Genomic DNA, 17,656 nt, shown 5'->3' on the forward strand with positions numbered 1-17,656 from the left:
GCTTGCGGCGGCAACATTTTCGGCTGGTTCGCTATGGACTGAGATAGCCGTGAAAGGCACAAGTGGGTAGACACACTAAAGCACTGACGGGCATATGGACGGCGCGTCAGAAATCCGAGGAACTATGCCTCCAAGACCACTAATAAAAAAGGGTGTCGCGGAGCTTGAAAAGCTCTTCGACCGCCAACGCGATGATCCGGATTTTCTGAAGGTCCTAATTGCTGAACTTTCAGAGAGAAAAGTACCTCGTGCGCAGGAACTAAAGCGCCGAGCGATCCAGGCTGTTGGGATCAATTCAAGGACCACACCTCAACGGCGCAACCGAAGCCAAGATCAGGACGCTACAGCCACCGTCGCTGTGCCCACCCCCGGTGTGGCAACGCCACTGCCGCAACCTGATGCCGAAGAGCACTCCCTACCGGAAAAAGAGACGATCCCGCTGGTGCCGCGCCTCGCTCTGGAGCGGCCGCCTATCACGAACAAAGCAGCTGATGTGCTGTCAACCTGGACCGCAATGGAGGTGTTGTCGCCTCCATCCTTCCGCAAACCTGAGGACCTGACGAGCGGCGATCGTTCCCGAATTGCACCTTTGGATAAGGCTTACCTTCCATGGGAGAATGAAGGAGAACGCAGTCGGCCAAAGCAGAAACTCTACTATCAGATCATTCTAGGCAGCGTTGATATGGAAGCCGCCATTTCCGCACTGCTGCAGGTCTACACCGATAGCCGAATTGAGAGGCCGGCGGCGCGGGGCGAGGCTGTGCTTGCAACCATCATGGTGGATCGTGAGGGTCGCCCCGTCGAAGATGAGTGCGTGGCTATCTCCAGTTTCGGCTGGGGTGTGCCGGTGGCACTAGCCGGGCGACTGAGTGACCTCGGCACGTGGTCCCAAGTCGAACGGCATTTGGTCGAGGAACTCGGTCAGAAAGTTGTAGCCAAGGACAAAGAGGGCCGGCCGAAGCCCCTAACGCGAAAAGCGATCGAGGCGGCCCATCGCTGGCTGGTGGCAAAGATCGGAATCGACTCGCACTTTACGAACGCTCCAGCCTTTGCCGTTCGCTCGTATCAGTATTTCAAATTGCAGGATCCGCCGGAAGCGATCTTACTAAATTCGTTCTTTCTCGAAGACCTTGCCCGAGCACAAGCGCTGGTCACGGATGGAAAGGCTACTGGCAATTTCAAACGGTACATCGGAACCACAAAGCCGAAAGCACGGCGAAATTTGATGAGCGACAGCCGCGCTATTGCAGACGCGTTGGAGCCCGCGAAGTTTCCTTTAGGCTCTTGGCCCGGCAACGGACGACACCCTTTGTCGATGCTTCAGCAATGTGCCGTCAATCTTACCCTTCACGATTTGAAAACAGAAGGAATTGTTGCCGTCAACGGTCCGCCAGGTACAGGCAAAACAACCCTGCTACGGGATGTAGTAGCGGCCATCGTTACGAATCGCGCAGAGCTTCTTTGCTCGTTCAGCGACCCCAAAGACGCGCTGTCGGCTTCTGGCCAAAAACTCAAAAGAGGGAATTCGTTTATTCACCGCTACAAGTTGGACGACAAGCTTCGCGGACATGAAATCATTGTCGCCTCCTCTAACAACAAGGCAGTAGAAAATGTAAGCGCTGAGCTGCCGGGGATAGGCGCCATCGCTGAGGACGCGACCGAGTTGCGGTACTTCAAAACAGTTTCGGACGCGCTGTTGGCGCGCGATAGTTGGGGTGTTATTGCGGCGGTGCTCGGCAACGCCCGAAACAGAAGCGATTTCCGTCAAACCTTCTGGTGGGATGAGGATGTTGGGTTTCAGCGTTATTTGCAGCAGGCAAGCGGAAATCCGCAGCTAATCGAGCAAAAGACTGAGACCGGAACACGGCAGAGACCGCCTCGTATCGTCACGGAGGAAAACGCGCCTGAAGATCATGACGAAGCATTGCGGCGGTGGCGTACGGCGCGTCAGCGGTTCACCAAGGCACTCGCACAGGCGAAGACTGCTCTCAAAGATTTGCAGGAGATCCACGATCTTCTGATTGCTGTTGCAAAAGGGCATGCTGCAATCGCCACCGTTGACGCGGAGATCGCATCCCTTCAGCCACTTCTGGAACGTGCTGCCCACCTTGCTCAAGCCGCAGCTCTGCTACACCAAAAACAGCAGTCAAATATGGAGAGATTCCAGCACGAGGCCACCGAAGCCTTGCGCTCGCGCCCGGGCTTTATAGGCCGCCTTTTCCGAACTGCGGCATCCCGCGAATGGCAAGCGAAGCACGGTGCTTTATTGACAAGTTTGGCTGAAGCGAGAAGCAAACTAGCTTTGCTGAAGAACGCCGCCAATGCCAACAGCGCTGAACATTCTCGGTTGGCGGGTGATGTCGAAAGGAAGCGAAGGTCGCATACGAGCCTGTTAGCCGCGCTTGAGCAGAACAGAGAACGTCACGCATCTCTTGTAGGCCATTATCCCGGAACTCCTATATCGGAGGATTTTTTTAAGCGACGGCACGCGGACAAGCAAAAGACCGCGCCCTGGTTGGATGAAAAAGGTGCTCGGCTTCGTAATGATGTTTTTGAGGCGGCGATTGCGCTACATCGCGCATTTGTCGACGCGGCGGCCCAGCCAATTCGGCATAACCTTAATGCATTGATGGATGGATTCGGGACTCGCTCACTTGGCAGTGAGGAGAAGGACGCGCTCATTCCACACCTGTGGTCGACTCTTTTTCTGCTCGTGCCAGTGGTCTCCACGACGTTCGCGTCAGTCTCCCGCATGTTCCCCAAGATTGGGCCAGAAGAATTTGGCTGGCTTCTTGTCGATGAGGCCGGTCAGGCACTGCCGCAGGCCGCTGTCGGTGCGTTGATAAGAACCAAGCGTGCAGTCATTGTAGGCGACCCGATTCAGATCGAGCCTGTTGTGGTTTTACCAGACCAACTGACCGAAGCGATGTGTCATCAATTCGGGATCGATCCCTTGATCTACTGCCCGCCCGGGGCGTCTGCCCAGACGTTGGCAGACAGCGCCACAGAATATTACGGCACCTTTGAAACCAAATTTGGCACACGTGAGGTCGGGGTGCCTCTTCTGGTTCATCGTCGATGCGAAGAGCCGATGTTCAGCATTTCAAATTCGATTGCCTACGAAAACCTAATGGTCCAGGCGAAAACTGCCAAGACCTCAGCTATCCGGGATGTCCTCGGTCCTTCACGCTGGATCGATGTGGAAGGACCCGGGCAGGAGAAGTGGTGTCAGAGAGAGGGCGAAGTGCTGTTGGATATGCTCCGGCAGCTACGCCAGCAAGGGATTGCGCCTGACTTCTACATTGTGACGCCGTTTGTAGTGGTGCAGGACCGTACACGTGACATGCTGCGTTCAAGCGGACTGCTTGATGAATGGGTCCAGAACCCTTTCACCTGGGTGTACGAGCGTGTCGGAACAGTCCACACGGTCCAAGGGCGGGAAGCCGAAGCGGCCTTTTTCGTCCTTGGAGCTCCCAATGCCGAGCAACGCGGGGCGCGAGCGTGGGCCGGTGGACGGCCTAATCTGCTGAATGTCGCCGTCACCCGGGCGAAGGAAGCCGTATATGTTATCGGCAACCGAACCCTCTGGAAAAGTGCAGGCGTGTTTCAGTCGCTTGATAACCTTATGCCGTAGGAAGCGGCGATGCACCCCTGAAAAGTTGCCGCCTCGCGCGAATGAACGCGTTCCCGGCCGATCATGCCTTTGCCCGCCTCTTTCCCTCAATCCCCCTCGCCGCCTGCTCAACCGCCGCCCTGTCCGTGTCCAGTCTGTCGATCAGCTCCTGCGCCTCGTCGCCCGATATGCCGGTGCGCACGGCGAGTTCCTCGACGGTCAGGACGTCGGTGCTGGCGATCTCGCGCGGCAGGGCGTCGTCGGCGGTCAGCGGCAGGGCTGCTTCGCGGTCGATTTCGGCCTCGGCCCGGTGCCAGTGGTGCTCGGGGTCACCAGTGCCTTCGCGCTCCCAGATCTGGTAGGCGCGCTGCTGTATCTTGTGATGCCGGTCGTCTTCCATGGTGGTTCTCCCCTGGGCTTTGAGGACGATCCGAACGATCCCAGAAATCGCGCGGTCGCAATGGTTGCGGCGCCCTTCGCGCTGGCTATTCGCATTGCCGTCTCGGCCCGCCGGAATATGGCTGGTAGCTGTTGTCTTCCGGACGGTAGGAGCGATAGCGGCTGAAGCAGGATTCGACATGGTCGCCGCCGGCGGCCGCGTAGGCGCCCGCGCCCTCGACATAGCTTGCCTCTCGCGGCGCGACGCGGTCGGCGGCGAGATAGGGCGATACGCAGGTGCGCTGCTGTCCGCTATAGGACATGTAGCTGTTGTCGTCGGGATCGTAGGAGCGGTATCGGCTGGCGCACCAGGCGAGATGCGGCGGCGGCAGTTCGGTCCGCGCGATGGCGCCGGTGACTGTGGGATCGGGCTGCTGCCTGGCCGGGTCCTGGGCTGGCTCCTTGGCGGCGATGTCGGCAGGCGCGGACTGCTCGGGCGGCACACGTTCGAAGTCCTGCGCCGTCTTGTCCACCGGCCGCGCTTTCCGGGTCCACAGTTCCGCCACGCTGACGGTCGGCCTTGCCTCCCGCACAGGCTTGGCGGCAAGCAGCCAGGCTGCGAAAACCAGCCCGCTGCCGAACACCGCAAGGGTCAGCACGAAGCCGCCGACCAGTCCCAAAATCGCTTTCACTCGACACTCCTTGTGTCCCTGCCAATAAAATGCGGGACATCACGGCTTGTTCCAGAAAAGCAGGCGCGAGGGACCTAAGTCTGACCGACCGACAACCGGCAGCTCGCCGAGAACCGGTGCGGCGCGATTTTTTTCGACGGTGAAAAATCAAGGGAGCGGTCGAGCAGCCATTGGGCTAGATCACGTCCCGGCTATTCCGCCGCCTCGGCATAATCCACGGGCACATAGTTGAGGATCGGCCCAAGCCAGCGCTCGACATCGGCCAGCGGCATGGCTTTGCGACGTGCGTAGTCCTCGACCTGGTCGCGCTCGACCTTGGCGACGCCGAAATAATAGCTTTCGGGATGTGCTAGATAGATTCCTGATACCGACGAGCCCGGCCACATCGCATAGCTTTCGGTCAGGCTGACGCCGGCATTGCGCTCGCCGTCGAGCAGCCGGAACAAGGTCGCCTTCTCGGTATGATCGGGCTGCGCGGGATAGCCGGGCGCCGGGCGGATGCCGCGATAGGGCTCGCCGATCAGTTCGTCGGGGGCCAGCTTCTCGTCTGATGCATAGCCCCAGAATTCCTTGCGCACCTTCTCGTGCATGCGCTCGGCAAAAGCTTCGGCGAAACGGTCGGCCAGCGCCTTGACCATGATCGAGGAATAATCGTCATTGGCGCGTTCGAAGCGCTCGGCGATCGCCATCTCCTCGATCCCCGCGGTGACGATGAAGCCGCCGATATAGTCCGGCTTGCCTATGTCCTGAGGCGCGACGAAATCCGACAACGCGACATTAGCCTTGCCGTCGCGCCTGGTCAGCTGCTGGCGCAGCGTGAAGAAGGTGGCCAGATCCCGCGAACGCGCCTCATCCGTGAACAGCCTGATGTCGTCGCCGACGGTGTTCGCCGGCCAGAAGCCGATGACGGCGCGCGGCGCGAACCATTTTTCCGCGATGATCTTTTTCAGCATCGCCTGCGCGTCCTCGAAAAGCTGGCGCGCGGCGGCTCCCTGCTTCTCGTCATCGAGGATCTTGGGGTAACGCCCCTTCAGCTCCCAGGTCTGGAAGAACGGCGTCCAGTCGATGTAGCGCGCGAGCTCCGTCAGGTCCCAGTTGCCGAAAACCTTGACGCCGGTGAAGGACGGCTTCGGCGGCTCATAGGTCGACCAGTCGACCTTGTGCGCATTGGCCCTGGCCTTGGCCAGCGGCAGCCGCTGCTTGTCGGCCTCGGAGCGGGCATGCGCGTCGGCGACCTTTTTGTACTCGGCCCGCACTGTGTCGACGTAGCCGCCCTTGGTCTCGTTCGACAGCAAGGATGACACGACGCCGACGGCGCGACTGGCGTCATTGACATAGACCGTCTGTCCCTTGGAATAGCGCGGGTGGATCTTCACCGCCGTGTGCACGCGGCTGGTCGTGGCGCCGCCGATCAGCAGCGGAATGTCAAACCCTTCACGCTCCATCTCGGCGGCCATGTGCACCATCTCGTCCAGCGACGGGGTGATCAGGCCGGACAGGCCGATGATGTCGACATTTTGCTCACGCGCCGTCTGCAGGATCTTTGCCGCCGGCACCATGACGCCGAGATCGATGATCTCGTAATTGTTGCAGGCCAGAACGACGCCGACGATGTTCTTGCCGATGTCGTGGACATCGCCCTTCACCGTCGCCATCAGGATTTTTCCCGCTGTCTGGCGCTCGCCATTGTCGATGCCGTTGGCGGCGTTGGCCAGCTTTTCGGCCTCCATGTGCGGCAACAATCCGGCCACCGCCTGCTTCATCACGCGCGCCGACTTCACCACTTGCGGCAGGAACATCTTTCCAGCGCCGAACAGATCGCCGACGACATTCATGCCGGCCATCAGCGGGCCTTCGATGACATGCAGAGGCCGCTCGGCCGCATGCCGCGCCTCTTCGGTGTCGGCGTCGATGAATTCGGTGATGCCGTTGACCAGCGCATGCGAAATGCGCTGCTCGACCGTCCAGTCGCGCCAGGCGAGATCGCGCTCCCTGGCTTCCTTGCCGGCCGTGCCCTTGAAGCGTTCGGCGATCTCCAGCATGCGCTCGGTGGCGGTGCCGCCGGCCTTGGGCATGCGGTTGAGCACGACATCCTCGCACGCCTCGCGCAGCCCCGGCTCGATCGTGTCGTAGACGGCGAGCTGGCCGGCATTGACGATGCCCATATCCATGCCGCGCTGGATGGCATGGTAGAGGAACACCGCGTGCATGGCCTCGCGCACCGGCTCGTTGCCGCGGAACGAGAAGGACAGGTTCGAGACGCCGCCCGAGATATGGACATGCGGCAGCGTGGCGGTGATCTCGCCGGTGGCCTCGATGAAGTCGACGCCGTAATTGTCGTGCTCCTCGATGCCGGTGGCGACCGCGAAGACATTGGGGTCGAAGACGATGTCCTCGGGCGGGAAACCGGCCTGTTCGGTGAGCAGCTTGTAGGCGCGGGTGCAGATCTCGACCTTGCGCGCCCTGGTGTCGGCCTGACCGGCCTCGTCGAAGGCCATGACGACCACGGCCGCGCCATAGGCGCGCACCAGCTTCGCGTGATGCAGAAAGGCTTCCTCGCCTTCCTTCATCGAGATGGAGTTGACCAGCGGCTTGCCCTGCACGCATTTCAGCCCGGCCTCGATGATCTCCCATTTCGAGGAGTCCACCATCACCGGGACCCGCGCGATGTCAGGCTCGGCGGCGATCAGGTTTAGATACTCGACCATCGCCTTCTTCGAATCGATCAGGCCTTCATCCATGTTGATGTCGATGATCTGTGCGCCATTGGCGACCTGGTCGCGCGCCACGTCGAGCGCCGGAACATAGTCGCCCGCCGTGATCAGCTTTCGGAACTTGGCCGAGCCGGTGACGTTGGTGCGCTCGCCGACATTGACGAAGGGAATCTCATCGGTCAGCGTGAACGGCTCCAGCCCGGACAGGCGCATCTTGCGCTCGATCTCGGGAATCGCGCGCGGCGGATATTTTTTCACGGCCTCGGCAATGGCGCGGATGTGGTCCGGCGTCGAGCCGCAGCAGCCGCCGACGACATTGACCAGCCCTTCCCGCGCAAAATCCTCGATCTGCGCGGCCATGAAGTCCGGGCTCTCGTCGTACCTGCCGAATTCATTGGGCAGGCCGGCATTCGGATAGGCGCAGACAAAGGTGTCGGCGGCACCCGATATTTCAGCCAGATGCGCGCGCATGGCGTTGGCGCCGAGCGCGCAGTTGAGGCCGATGGTGAAGGGGCTCGCATGGCGCACCGAATGCCAGAACGCCGTCGGCGTCTGGCCCGACAGCGTGCGGCCGGAGAGATCGGTGATGGTGCCGGAAATCATCACCGGCAGGTGCACGCCCTTTTCGATGAATATCTCGTTGCAGGCGAAGATCGCCGCCTTGGCGTTCAGCGTGTCGAAGATGGTCTCGATGAGAATGATGTCGGCGCCGCCGTCGATCAGGCCGCGCAGCTGCTCGCCATAGGCCAGGCGCAGATCGTCGAAGGTGACGGCGCGGTAGCCTGGATTGTTGACGTCGGGCGACATCGAGGCGGTGCGGTTGGTCGGCCCGAGCGCGCCGGCGACGAAGCGCCGCTTGCCGTCCTCCTGCTGTGCCCTCGCCGCTGCCCGACGCACCAGCCGCGCGCCGCCGCGGTTCAGCGCGTAGACGGCATCCTCCATGCCGTAATCCGCCTGGGCGATCGAGGTCGAGGAGAAGGTGTTGGTCTCGAGGATATCGGCGCCAGCGATGGCGTATTGATAATGGATCTCCTCGATCGCCTTCGGCTGCGTCAGGATCAAGAGGTCGTTGTTGCCCTGCTGGTGGCAGGCGCAGCCGGCAAAAGCCTCGCCGCGGAAATGCTCCTCGTCGAAACCGAGACCCTGGATCTGCGTGCCCATGGCGCCGTCGAGGATGAGGATGCGTTCGCGTGCCGCCGCGGTGAGCGCCGCAAGCACTTCCGAACCGTCGGGCTTGGCCGCGACGGGGCCGAACATTGCGTCCAGCGATGCAGAATTCTGCGACATTTTTTATCCTTGAGGCGACAACCATCACATAAGGATATCTTTATGTCAACATACGGAATGCAGGCGAACGCGTAGTGGCGAGAGTTTGGTGCGATGGTCATCCCGATCGACAATGTGACGGCGGCGGTCATCGTCGCCGCTGCGCCCTGCCTACACCACGACGTCCCGATACAGCCTCACCTCGCCGTCCTGGCCGCGGATGCGCCAGTCCTGCCCGTCCCGGCCCTCGACATGGCATGGCCCGAGCGGCACCTTGCCACCGCCTTCCGGCAGGTCCAGCACATAGACGGGATTGCAGATGCCCGACAGGCGGGCGCGCAACGCACCGGCCAGCGCCTGTCCCTGCGCAATCGTGGTGCGCCTGTGCGCCATGCCGCGCGCGAGGTCGCCATGGTGCAGGTAATAGGGTTTGACGCCGAGCCGGTACATCAGTTCGCGGCAGAGTTCCTCCAGCACCTCGACCGTGTCGTTGACGCCCTTGAGCAGGACACTCTGGTTGAGCAGCACGAAGCCTGCCTGGCGCATGACGCGGCAGGCCAATTCGGTGGCCGGCGTGATCTCCCGCGCATGGTTGAAATGGGTGACGATTGTGACCATCAGCCGGCCCTGCAAGGCGCCAACCAGCCCCGGCGTGATGCGCGCGGGCAGCACGACAGGCACGCGTGTGTGGATACGCAGCAGCCTGACATGCGCGATCGCCTCGATGCGGGCGCGGATTTCGGCCAGCGCCTTGTCCGGCAGCGACAGCGGATCGCCGCCGGTCAGGATCACTTCGCGGATTTCGGTATGGCCCTCGATATAGGCAAAAGCCTCTTCGAGCGCTTCTCGCGTATAGCCGCGGCCGATCGAGGTCAGGGATTCCTTGCGGAAGCAGAAGCGGCAATAGACCGCGCATTGGTAGGTCGCAAACAACAGCACGCGGTCGGCGTGGCGGTGCGTCAGTCGCGGCACCGGACTGAAGGCATGGTCGGCGATCGGATCGTCGAGCTCGCCTTCCGTTTCCGTCAGCTCATCCGGCGATGGAATGATTTGGGCGCGGATCGGGTCGGCGGGATCGTTCCAGTCGATCAGGTCGAGATAGGTTTTGGGGGCACGCACCTTGTGGCGTACGGCCGCCTCCTGCGCCGCCGCGCGCTCGGCGGGTGACAGCGGCAGCGAGGCGAGATCGCGGACGTGGCGCACGCCCGCGCGGATGTCGTTTTGCCAGGCGGTGTCGGCATCGCGTCCTTCGTCGGCGATGGCCGCGTCATCGAAAGTTGAGTCTGGGGTCATTGGGGCCTCGGGGCAATTCTGGCGGTGCTATCGGCCGGATGGATGGTTCGGTCAACAGCAGTGGCTCGGCGCGGATTGTCGCTGCGCTGCGATCCTTCGCATCCCCCGACTATCGCCGTAATCGACCAGCGCAGCAATTTCAGGCAATCTGACCGATAAGGCGCTCCAAGGGGAGATGGGCGCCGCTTAGGGAGGACCGCAATGAGCAAAATGCCGCGCTATGAGGATGCCGCTCAGCGCTTTCGCATCGAAGATGAGATCGCGTGGTTGTATGGCAACCCTGGAACCGGCATCAATGCCTATGTCGAATGCTGCGGCCGCTACACCGGACAAAACCGGCTGGCGCTGCGCGCGATCTCGGCCGGCGGTGAGCTTCGCGAATTCAGCTTCGACGATCTCGCCGACATGTCGGGGCGCGCCGCCAATGTGCTCAAGGCCGCCGGCGTCCGTGCCGGCGATGTCGTCGCCGGCATGCTGCCGCGCGTCCCCGAACTGGTGGCGCTGATCCTCGGGACGTGGCGCATCGGCGCGGTCTACCAGCCGCTGTTCACCGCCTTCGGTCCGAAAGCCATCGAGCACCGCCTCGGCTATAGCGGCGCCAGGATCGTGGTGACCAACCCGGCCGATCGCGGTAAGCTCGACGAGGTCGAGACATCAGCGCAAATCGCCACCATTCTTGGCAATGGCGATGTGCTGCCTGCAGGCGACATCGATTTCCGCGCCGCGCTTGCCGCCGCCTCGCCCGACTGCCAGCCGGTGATGCGCAAGGGCGACGACTTGTTCATGATGATGTCGACGTCGGGAACGACCGGCCTGCCCAAGGGCGTGCCGGTGCCGCTCCGCGCCCTGCTCGCCTTCGGCGCCTATATGCGCGACGCGATCGGCTTGCTGCCCGACGACATCTTCTGGAACATCGCCGACCCCGGCTGGGCCTACGGCCTCTATTACGCCATCACCGGCCCGTTGCAGCTCGGCATCGCCACGACCTTCCATGAAGGCGCCTTCAACGCCAAGAGCACTTACGACATCATCGAGCGGCTCGGCGTCACCAGCCTTGCCGGCTCGCCGACCGCCTATCGCCTGCTGATGGCGGAAGGCGCGGAAGCTGCGGCCCGTGTCAAAGGCAGACTGCGCGTGGTGAGCAGCGCCGGCGAGCCGCTCAACCCGGAAGTCATCCGCTGGTTCGACGCAAATCTCGCCGCGCCCATTCACGACCATTACGGCCAGACCGAGAACGGCATGATGGTCAACAACCATCATGGGCTCTCGCATGTCGTGCGCGCGGGCTCGGCCGGTTTCCCAATGCCGGGCTTCCGCATGGTGGTACTGGACGAGGCCGGCAACGAGCTCGGCCCCAACCAGCCCGGCATCCTCGCCGTAGATATCGCCAACTCGCCGCTGCGCTGGTTCGACGGCTATCACCAGGCGCAAACGCCGGCGATCACGGGCGGCTACTACCGCACCGGCGACACGGTGGAGTACGAGCCGGACGGTTCGGTTTCCTTCATCGGCCGCGCCGACGATGTCATCACTTCGGCCGGCTATCGCATCGGCCCGTTCGACGTCGAAAGCGCGCTGATCGAGCATCCGGCGGTCAACGAGGCGGCTGTCGTCGGCGTGCCCGATCCGCAGCGCACCGAGATCGTCAAGGCCTTCGTCGTTCTGGCGCCGGCTTACAAGGGCAATTCGGAGCTCGCCGAAGAGCTGGCCCAGCACGTCAAGAAACGGCTGTCGGCGCACGCCTACCCGCGCGAGGTCGAGTTCATCACGGAACTGCCGAAGACCCCAAGCGGCAAGATCCAGCGCTTCCTGCTGAGGAAGGCGGAGGTGGAGAAGCGCAAGGCGTGATTAGGCGCCAATCTCCCCCTCGAGGGGGAGATGTCGCCGAAGGCGACAGAGGGCGTCGTTGCGCGTGAAGCGCTAACGTCGTCTCGCGCTGAAAAAGGAGTCAGCGCTTCACGCGCGGCGCCCCCCCTCTGGCCTGCCGGCCATCTCCCCCTCAAGGGGAGAGATCTGCAGCTCCAACGCCGTCTTTTTTCAGCCCAATGTTGTCATGTATCCTTGGAATCGAACGTAGGGCAGGGTTTATATCATGCGGTGGGTCTGGACGTTTCTGTTTGCGCTGGTGAGCAGCGTGGCTTTCGCGGCCTCGCCGGAGGACGACTATGTCGCCGCGCGTGACAAGGCGATGGCTGATATCGCGGCGCTGAACAGCGCGAACGCGGCAATCGAGACCATCGACGCTGAGAACGAGAAGGCGCTGGCCGACCTCCAGCAGCGTCTTGCCGGCATCATCGGTCCGTTGGCGGTCAAGGACTTCCCCCCAACCGGCACAATCAATATCGAAAGCCTCAGCGACTCCGATATCGGCTATGGCATGCTCGATGGACTGCGATACACCAAGGACGACGACGGGCCTAGCCTGATGGCAACGACGCGAGGGCTGCTGGAGCGCTGGCTCCAGTCCAGAACCGCCGAGACCGACGAGAGTTTCAAACTGCCCGCCGGCATCGATGAGGCGCTTAAGCTCGATGCCTTCTACACCCAGGCGATCAACAGCGACGCCGCCTTCGAGGGAACGCTCGACTTTCCGTTGAAGAAACCCGAGGGCGCCGACATCGCCTTCGCACGGCTCGGCGGCTGGACGCAGGATGTCGGACCGATCTACGAGCAGGAAGTCGTCGTTACGCTCGTCAAAGGCAACAGCGTGAGAATTATCGCAGCGCCGGCAGCCCCTGCAGTTCCGAAGATCGCCGCCTGCGACGCAGTGTGGGCTGCTGCGGACGCCGCAGCGCAGAAATTCCAGGCGGCCTACCAGGCATCGGACCTGAAGGACGAAAAAGCGTTCGATTCCTCCAACGCCGCCTGGGACAAGGGCGACAGCGACTACCGGGCCTGCATGGCGCAGCGCCTGCCGGCTGACCCGGCTTTCCCGGCGCTGCTGGCCCAGGCGCAGGCACTGGCCGATCAAATGGCTGGGAAGTAAGCCTCCCGCAAGAGCCCACGCGGCAAGATCAGGCGGCTTGTTGCAATCTGAGGCGAATATGACTTCGCCGCCGGGTTGCAGAACTCTGCAACCTGGCGTCCTACTTTCGGACACTCATTCAGATTTCGGCTGGACCCTGGCAGCCAAAAGCTTACCGTTTGTTCTCGGATTCGTCTCGAAGCTCAAACTTAAGCTTTAGCTACTATGGTCGACCGAAGGACTACTGTCCTGGAAAGGTCTTCGGATCGAGTTGGCAGGTGCAATGCTCAATTCCGGCCGGTTGAAACGGGCCGTTTTTTCTTCCGCCAACTTGCCGGCGGCGATTGCCTTTGTCGTGCTTCTCGTCTGCGCCCTGGTTGCCGACCAGAGGAACAGAGAGGTCTCCGATCAGCTGGCGCGCGCCGACGTCCTGGCCAAGGTCAACATCATACGCGCCAAGCTCGAAGGCAACATAGGCGGCAATCTCCAGCTGGTTCAGGGTCTCGTTTCGACAATCGTTACCGAGCCCTATATGGGCCAGCAAAGATTTGCGGCACTCGCCCGTAATTTGTTGGAGCAAAAATCGCAGTTGCGCGATATTGCCGGCGCCCCCGACCTCGTCATCGCGCTGATATATCCGCTGGAAGGCAATGAAAAAGCCATCGGGCTGGACTACCGCAAGAGCGATACGCAACGCATGGCCGCGCTTCGCGCCCGTGACCAGCGCGCGCTGGTGCTCGCCGGGCCGGTCAAACTGGCGCAAGGCGGACGTGGCTTCATCGGCCGTATCCCGGTCTTCGTGCCGACGGCGGGTGGCGGCGACCGTTTTTGGGGTATCGTCTCGGCCGTGATCGATGTCGATCGGCTCTACGCTGCCAGCGGACTGACCGACCCTGATCTGGATATCGATGTGGCGCTTATCGGCAAGGATGCGCTCGGCGGCGGCGGGGAACTGTTCTTCGGCGGCGATAATGTCGTGTCCGGCAATCCGGTGATGGCAGAGGTGCAATTGCCTTCAGGCTCCTGGCAAATTTCAGCCATACCGAAGGGCGGCTGGCCGACCGCTCCGAAAAATGAGTGGCTGTTGCGTCTGCTCATGGCGCTTGCCGGCGCGCTGGTGGTGCTGCCGATCCTCGTGGCAGGACGTCTTTTCGGTGAGAGGCAGAAAAATGACGCCGAGTTGAGGCGCCTGTCCCGGCGGCTGGAGCTGGCGTTGGAAGCCTCTGCTATAGGCGTGTGGGAGCACGATACCGTCAGCAACGAACTCGTATGGGACGACCGCATCAACGAAATCTATGGCAAACCCGCCGGCGGCAAGACCCGTAGCTATGACGACTGGGCCTTGGCGATTCATCCCGAAGACTTCGAACGGGCTAAAGCAGATTTCGATTCGGCTGTTGCAACACAAGGCCCCTACTCTTCGCAGTATCGGCTCCTGCGGCCGGACGGCACCATTCGCCATGTGCGCACCCGCGCCAGTTTCTTCCGGGACATCAACGGCACGCCAAAAATGATCGGCGCCGAATGGGATGTGACAGGCGACGTGCTGCTCAACGAGAATCTCATGCGTGAACGTCGCCTTTCAGAATCGAAAAATGCCGAACTGAACCTGGCCAAAGCCCGCATCGAGCATGTCGCGATGCATGATTCGCTGACCGGTCTGCCCAACCGTCGGTATCTGGACGAGATGCTTGCCGAAAACCGCGAAGCCGACGGCCGTGCGGCGTTGCTGCATCTCGACCTTGACCGGTTCAAGCAGATCAACGACACGCTCGGCCATGCAGCGGGCGATGCTTTGCTGGTGCATGCTTCGAAAGTCATCAAGGCCAGCGTCGGCAGTGCCGATTTCGTTGCGCGCATCGGCGGCGACGAGTTTGTCGTGCTGAGCCATGGACGCGACGACAAGGAACTCGCCGCGCTGGCCGACCACATTATCGATGCGATGCGCCAGCCGGTCGACTATCTGGGTCACCAGTGCCGGTTCGGCGTCAGCATCGGCATTGCGGCCAATAGCGGCGTCGATGCAAGGCAGTTGCTTGTCAATGCCGATCTGGCGCTGTACCGGGCGAAAGGCCGCGGCCGCAACCGCTACGAGTTTTTCAACGAAGAGCTGCAGAGCGAGATCGTGCGGACCAAGCAGACCGCCGACGAGATTCTGGGCGGGCTCGAGCGGAACGAATTCATCGTCTACTATCAGCCGCAGTTCGACGCCAAGACGCTGGAGATCGTCGGCGTCGAGGCGCTGTCGCGTTGGGATCACCCGCAACGCGGCATGCTGACCCCCGACGCCTACATCAAGGTGGCTGAAGAACTCAATGTCGTGGCGCTTATCGACCGCACCGTCCTGGAGCAGGCGCTCGATAATTTCGAGCGTTGGTCGCGCAGCCACCTCAACATCCCGCGCGTCTCGGTCAACGTTTCCGCACGGCGCCTGGAAGACAGGGACCTGATCAAGGGTTTGCGCAAGCTTCCGATCAAGGAAGGGACCGTGTCGTTCGAACTGGTGGAGTCGATTTTCCTCGACGAAAACGACGAGCTGGTCAGCTGGAACATCGAACACATCAAGGGGCTCGGCATCGACGTCGAGATCGACGATTTCGGCACCGGGCATGCCTCGATCGTCTCGCTGTTGAAGTTGCGGCCCCGTCGCCTCAAGATCGACCGCCAGCTGGTCACCCCCATCACCAGCTCAACCGCACAGCGGCAGCTTGTGTCGTCCATCATCGACATCGGCAAGTCGCTCGGGATCGAAGTGATCGCCGAGGGCGTCGAGACGATGGAGCACGCGCGCATCCTGAAAGAGCTTGGCTGCGACATCCTGCAAGGCTTCCTGTTCGGCTACCCGATGGATGCCAAAGCCTTCAAGGCCTTCGCGCAGTCGCGCAAATGGCTGGCGGCGAGCTGACAAATCCTGGCTTTGCCGGACGCAAATGCGGACGCAGGACCTGCGTCAGGTCCGCAGCCCCGGCGCCTCGTGCCCGGTCCTCTCCACATATTCGGTATAGCCGCCGCCATAGGTGTGGATGCCTTCTGGCGTCAGTTCCAGCACGCGGTTGGAGAGTGCGGCCAGGAAATGGCGGTCGTGCGAGACGAACAGCATGGTGCCTTCGTATTGCGACAGCGCCGTGATCAGCATCTCCTTTGTGGCGATGTCCAAATGGTTGGTCGGCTCGTCCAGCACCAGCAGGTTGGGCGGGTCGAACAGCATCAGCGCCATTACCAGGCGCGCCTTTTCGCCGCCCGACAGCACCCGGCATTTCTTCTCGATCTCGTCGCCGGAAAAGCCGAAGCAGCCGGCGAGTGCCCTGAGCGGCGCCTGGCCGGCTTGCGGAAACGCGTCCTCCAGCGTCTGGAACACGGTGCGTTCGCCCTCCAACACCTCCATGGCGTGCTGGGCGAAATAGCCCATTTTCACACTCGGCCCCCGAGCAACTGTGCCGGCATCCGGGTCAGACGCGCCGGCCACCAGCTTCAGCAGTGTCGACTTGCCGGCGCCGTTGACGCCCATGATGCACCAGCGCTCGCGGCGGCGGACCTGGAAGTCCAGCCCCTCATAGATCGAGCGGCTGCCATAGCCCTTGTGGACGTTCTTCAGCGTCACGACATCCTCGCCGCAGCGCGGCGCCGGCTGAAAATCGAAATTCACGATCTGACGGCGCTTGGGCGGCTCGACACGATCGATCTTGTCGAGCTTCTTCACCCGGCTCTGCACCTGGGCGGCGTGTGACGCCCGCGCCTTGAAGCGCTCGATGAAAGCGATCTCCTTGGCCAGCATGGCCTGCTGGCGCTCGAACTGCGCCTGCTGCTGCTTGTCGGCGATCGCCCGCTGCTGCTGGTAGAATTCGTAATTGCCGGAATAGGCGGTGAGCGAACCGGCGTCGATCTCGACCACCTTGTTGACGATGCGGTTCATGAACTCGCGGTCGTGCGAGGTCATCAGCAGCGCGCCCTCATAACCTTTCAGGAACTGCTCCAGCCAGATCAGGCTTTCGAGATCGAGATGGTTGGACGGTTCGTCGAGCAGCATGACATCGGGCCGCATCAACAGGATGCGGGCCAGCGCCACGCGCATCTTCCAGCCGCCGGACAGTTTGCCGACATCGCCGTCCATCATTTCCTGGCTGAAGCCCAGGCCGTCCAGCACTTCGCGGGCGCGGCCATCGAGCGCATAGCCGTCGAGTTCCTCGAAACGGTGCTGCGCCTCGCCATATTTCTCGATGATCTCATCCATCCGGTCGGCCTGCTCGGGATCGGCCATGGCCGCCTCGAGTTCGGCCATTTCGGCCGCCACGTCGCTGACCGGCCCGGCGCCGTTCATCACTTCGGCCACAGCACTGTGGCCGGCCATGTCGCCGACATCCTGGCTGAAATAGCCGATGGTGACGCCGCGATCGACCTGCACCTGGCCCTCGTCGGGCTGCTCCTGGCCGGTAATCATGCGAAACAAAGTCGTCTTGCCGGCGCCGTTCGGACCGACAAGGCCGATCTTCTCGCCCTTCTGTAGCGAGGCCGAGGCCTCGATGAAGACAAGCTGGCGGCCGTTCTGTTTGCTGATGCTTTCAAGACGGATCATGAGGCGGTCCGGGGGAGTTGGTGCAAAGTTGAGGGATTTGCCCGGGGCCATACGCGAATGAGCGCAAGGAGGAAAGAGGCAGAAGCGCCACAGATGGTGGCGAGGACCCCGTCATCGCGCTCGAAAACAAAAATCCAGCGATTGTCGAAAACCGCCCTCGCG

General features: G+C 62.0%; 9 protein-coding genes. 4 read left to right on the plus strand and 5 right to left on the minus strand.

Features of this window, described 5'->3' with window-relative positions; translation table 11 throughout:
- Positions 1-94 precede the first annotated feature (94 nt).
- A complete protein-coding gene (locus tag NKJ88_RS05465) occupies positions 95-3,634 on the plus strand; it encodes a DEAD/DEAH box helicase (RefSeq protein WP_352443679.1) in 3,540 nt (1,179 codons plus the stop codon).
- A gap of 61 nt (positions 3,635-3,695) precedes the next feature.
- On the opposite strand, the gene NKJ88_RS05470 is transcribed toward NKJ88_RS05465, so the two are convergent.
- The 4 genes from NKJ88_RS05470 to NKJ88_RS05485 form a co-directional block, all read right to left on the minus strand.
- On the minus strand, positions 3,696-4,013 hold the full coding sequence (locus NKJ88_RS05470) for a DUF2934 domain-containing protein (protein ID WP_352443680.1): 318 nt from the start codon (positions 4,011-4,013) through the stop codon (positions 3,696-3,698).
- Between the two features lie 85 nt (positions 4,014-4,098).
- Positions 4,099-4,683, minus strand: coding sequence for a BA14K family protein (locus NKJ88_RS05475; RefSeq protein WP_023738670.1), 585 nt, complete (start codon positions 4,681-4,683; stop codon positions 4,099-4,101).
- 191 nt (positions 4,684-4,874) lie between these two features.
- A complete protein-coding gene (metH, locus tag NKJ88_RS05480; RefSeq protein WP_352443681.1) occupies positions 4,875-8,684 on the minus strand; it encodes a methionine synthase in 3,810 nt (1,269 codons plus the stop codon).
- Between the two features lie 150 nt (positions 8,685-8,834).
- Positions 8,835-9,956: a KamA family radical SAM protein gene (locus tag NKJ88_RS05485; RefSeq protein WP_352443682.1), complete on the minus strand. Its 1,122-nt coding sequence runs from the start codon at positions 9,954-9,956 to the stop codon at positions 8,835-8,837.
- Between the two features lie 201 nt (positions 9,957-10,157).
- Between NKJ88_RS05485 and NKJ88_RS05490 the strand changes: the two genes are divergently transcribed.
- From NKJ88_RS05490 to NKJ88_RS05500, 3 genes are all read left to right on the plus strand, one after another.
- Positions 10,158-11,804 (plus strand): acyl-CoA synthetase, encoded by a 1,647-nt coding sequence (locus NKJ88_RS05490; protein WP_352443683.1) that lies wholly within the window; start codon positions 10,158-10,160, stop codon positions 11,802-11,804.
- 244 nt (positions 11,805-12,048) lie between these two features.
- Positions 12,049-12,942, plus strand: a complete 894-nt coding sequence (locus NKJ88_RS05495; protein ID WP_352443684.1) for a hypothetical protein — start codon at positions 12,049-12,051, stop codon at positions 12,940-12,942.
- A 262-nt stretch (positions 12,943-13,204) separates the two neighbouring features.
- On the plus strand, positions 13,205-15,826 hold the full coding sequence (locus NKJ88_RS05500) for a bifunctional diguanylate cyclase/phosphodiesterase (RefSeq protein WP_352443685.1): 2,622 nt from the start codon (positions 13,205-13,207) through the stop codon (positions 15,824-15,826).
- A gap of 45 nt (positions 15,827-15,871) precedes the next feature.
- On the opposite strand, the gene NKJ88_RS05505 is transcribed toward NKJ88_RS05500, so the two are convergent.
- A complete protein-coding gene (locus NKJ88_RS05505; protein ID WP_023689031.1) occupies positions 15,872-17,494 on the minus strand; it encodes an ABC-F family ATP-binding cassette domain-containing protein in 1,623 nt (540 codons plus the stop codon).
- Between the last annotated feature and the right edge of the window lie 162 nt (positions 17,495-17,656).

This window comes from Mesorhizobium sp. M0016, assembly GCF_040324035.1.
Taxonomy (GTDB): Bacteria; Pseudomonadota; Alphaproteobacteria; order Rhizobiales; family Rhizobiaceae; genus Mesorhizobium.

Coding starts and splice junctions, on each gene's coding strand:
- NKJ88_RS05465 (WP_352443679.1), top strand. CDS start 95: ATGGACGGCGCGTCAGAAATCCGAGGAACTATGCCTCCAAGACCACTA.
- NKJ88_RS05495 (WP_352443684.1), top strand. CDS start 12,049: ATGCGGTGGGTCTGGACGTTTCTGTTTGCGCTGGTGAGCAGCGTGGCT.
- NKJ88_RS05505 (WP_023689031.1), bottom strand. CDS start 17,494: ATGATCCGTCTTGAAAGCATCAGCAAACAGAACGGCCGCCAGCTTGTC.
- metH (WP_352443681.1), bottom strand. CDS start 8,684: ATGTCGCAGAATTCTGCATCGCTGGACGCAATGTTCGGCCCCGTCGCG.
- NKJ88_RS05485 (WP_352443682.1), bottom strand. CDS start 9,956: ATGACCCCAGACTCAACTTTCGATGACGCGGCCATCGCCGACGAAGGA.
- NKJ88_RS05500 (WP_352443685.1), top strand. CDS start 13,205: ATGCTCAATTCCGGCCGGTTGAAACGGGCCGTTTTTTCTTCCGCCAAC.
- NKJ88_RS05470 (WP_352443680.1), bottom strand. CDS start 4,013: ATGGAAGACGACCGGCATCACAAGATACAGCAGCGCGCCTACCAGATC.
- NKJ88_RS05490 (WP_352443683.1), top strand. CDS start 10,158: ATGAGCAAAATGCCGCGCTATGAGGATGCCGCTCAGCGCTTTCGCATC.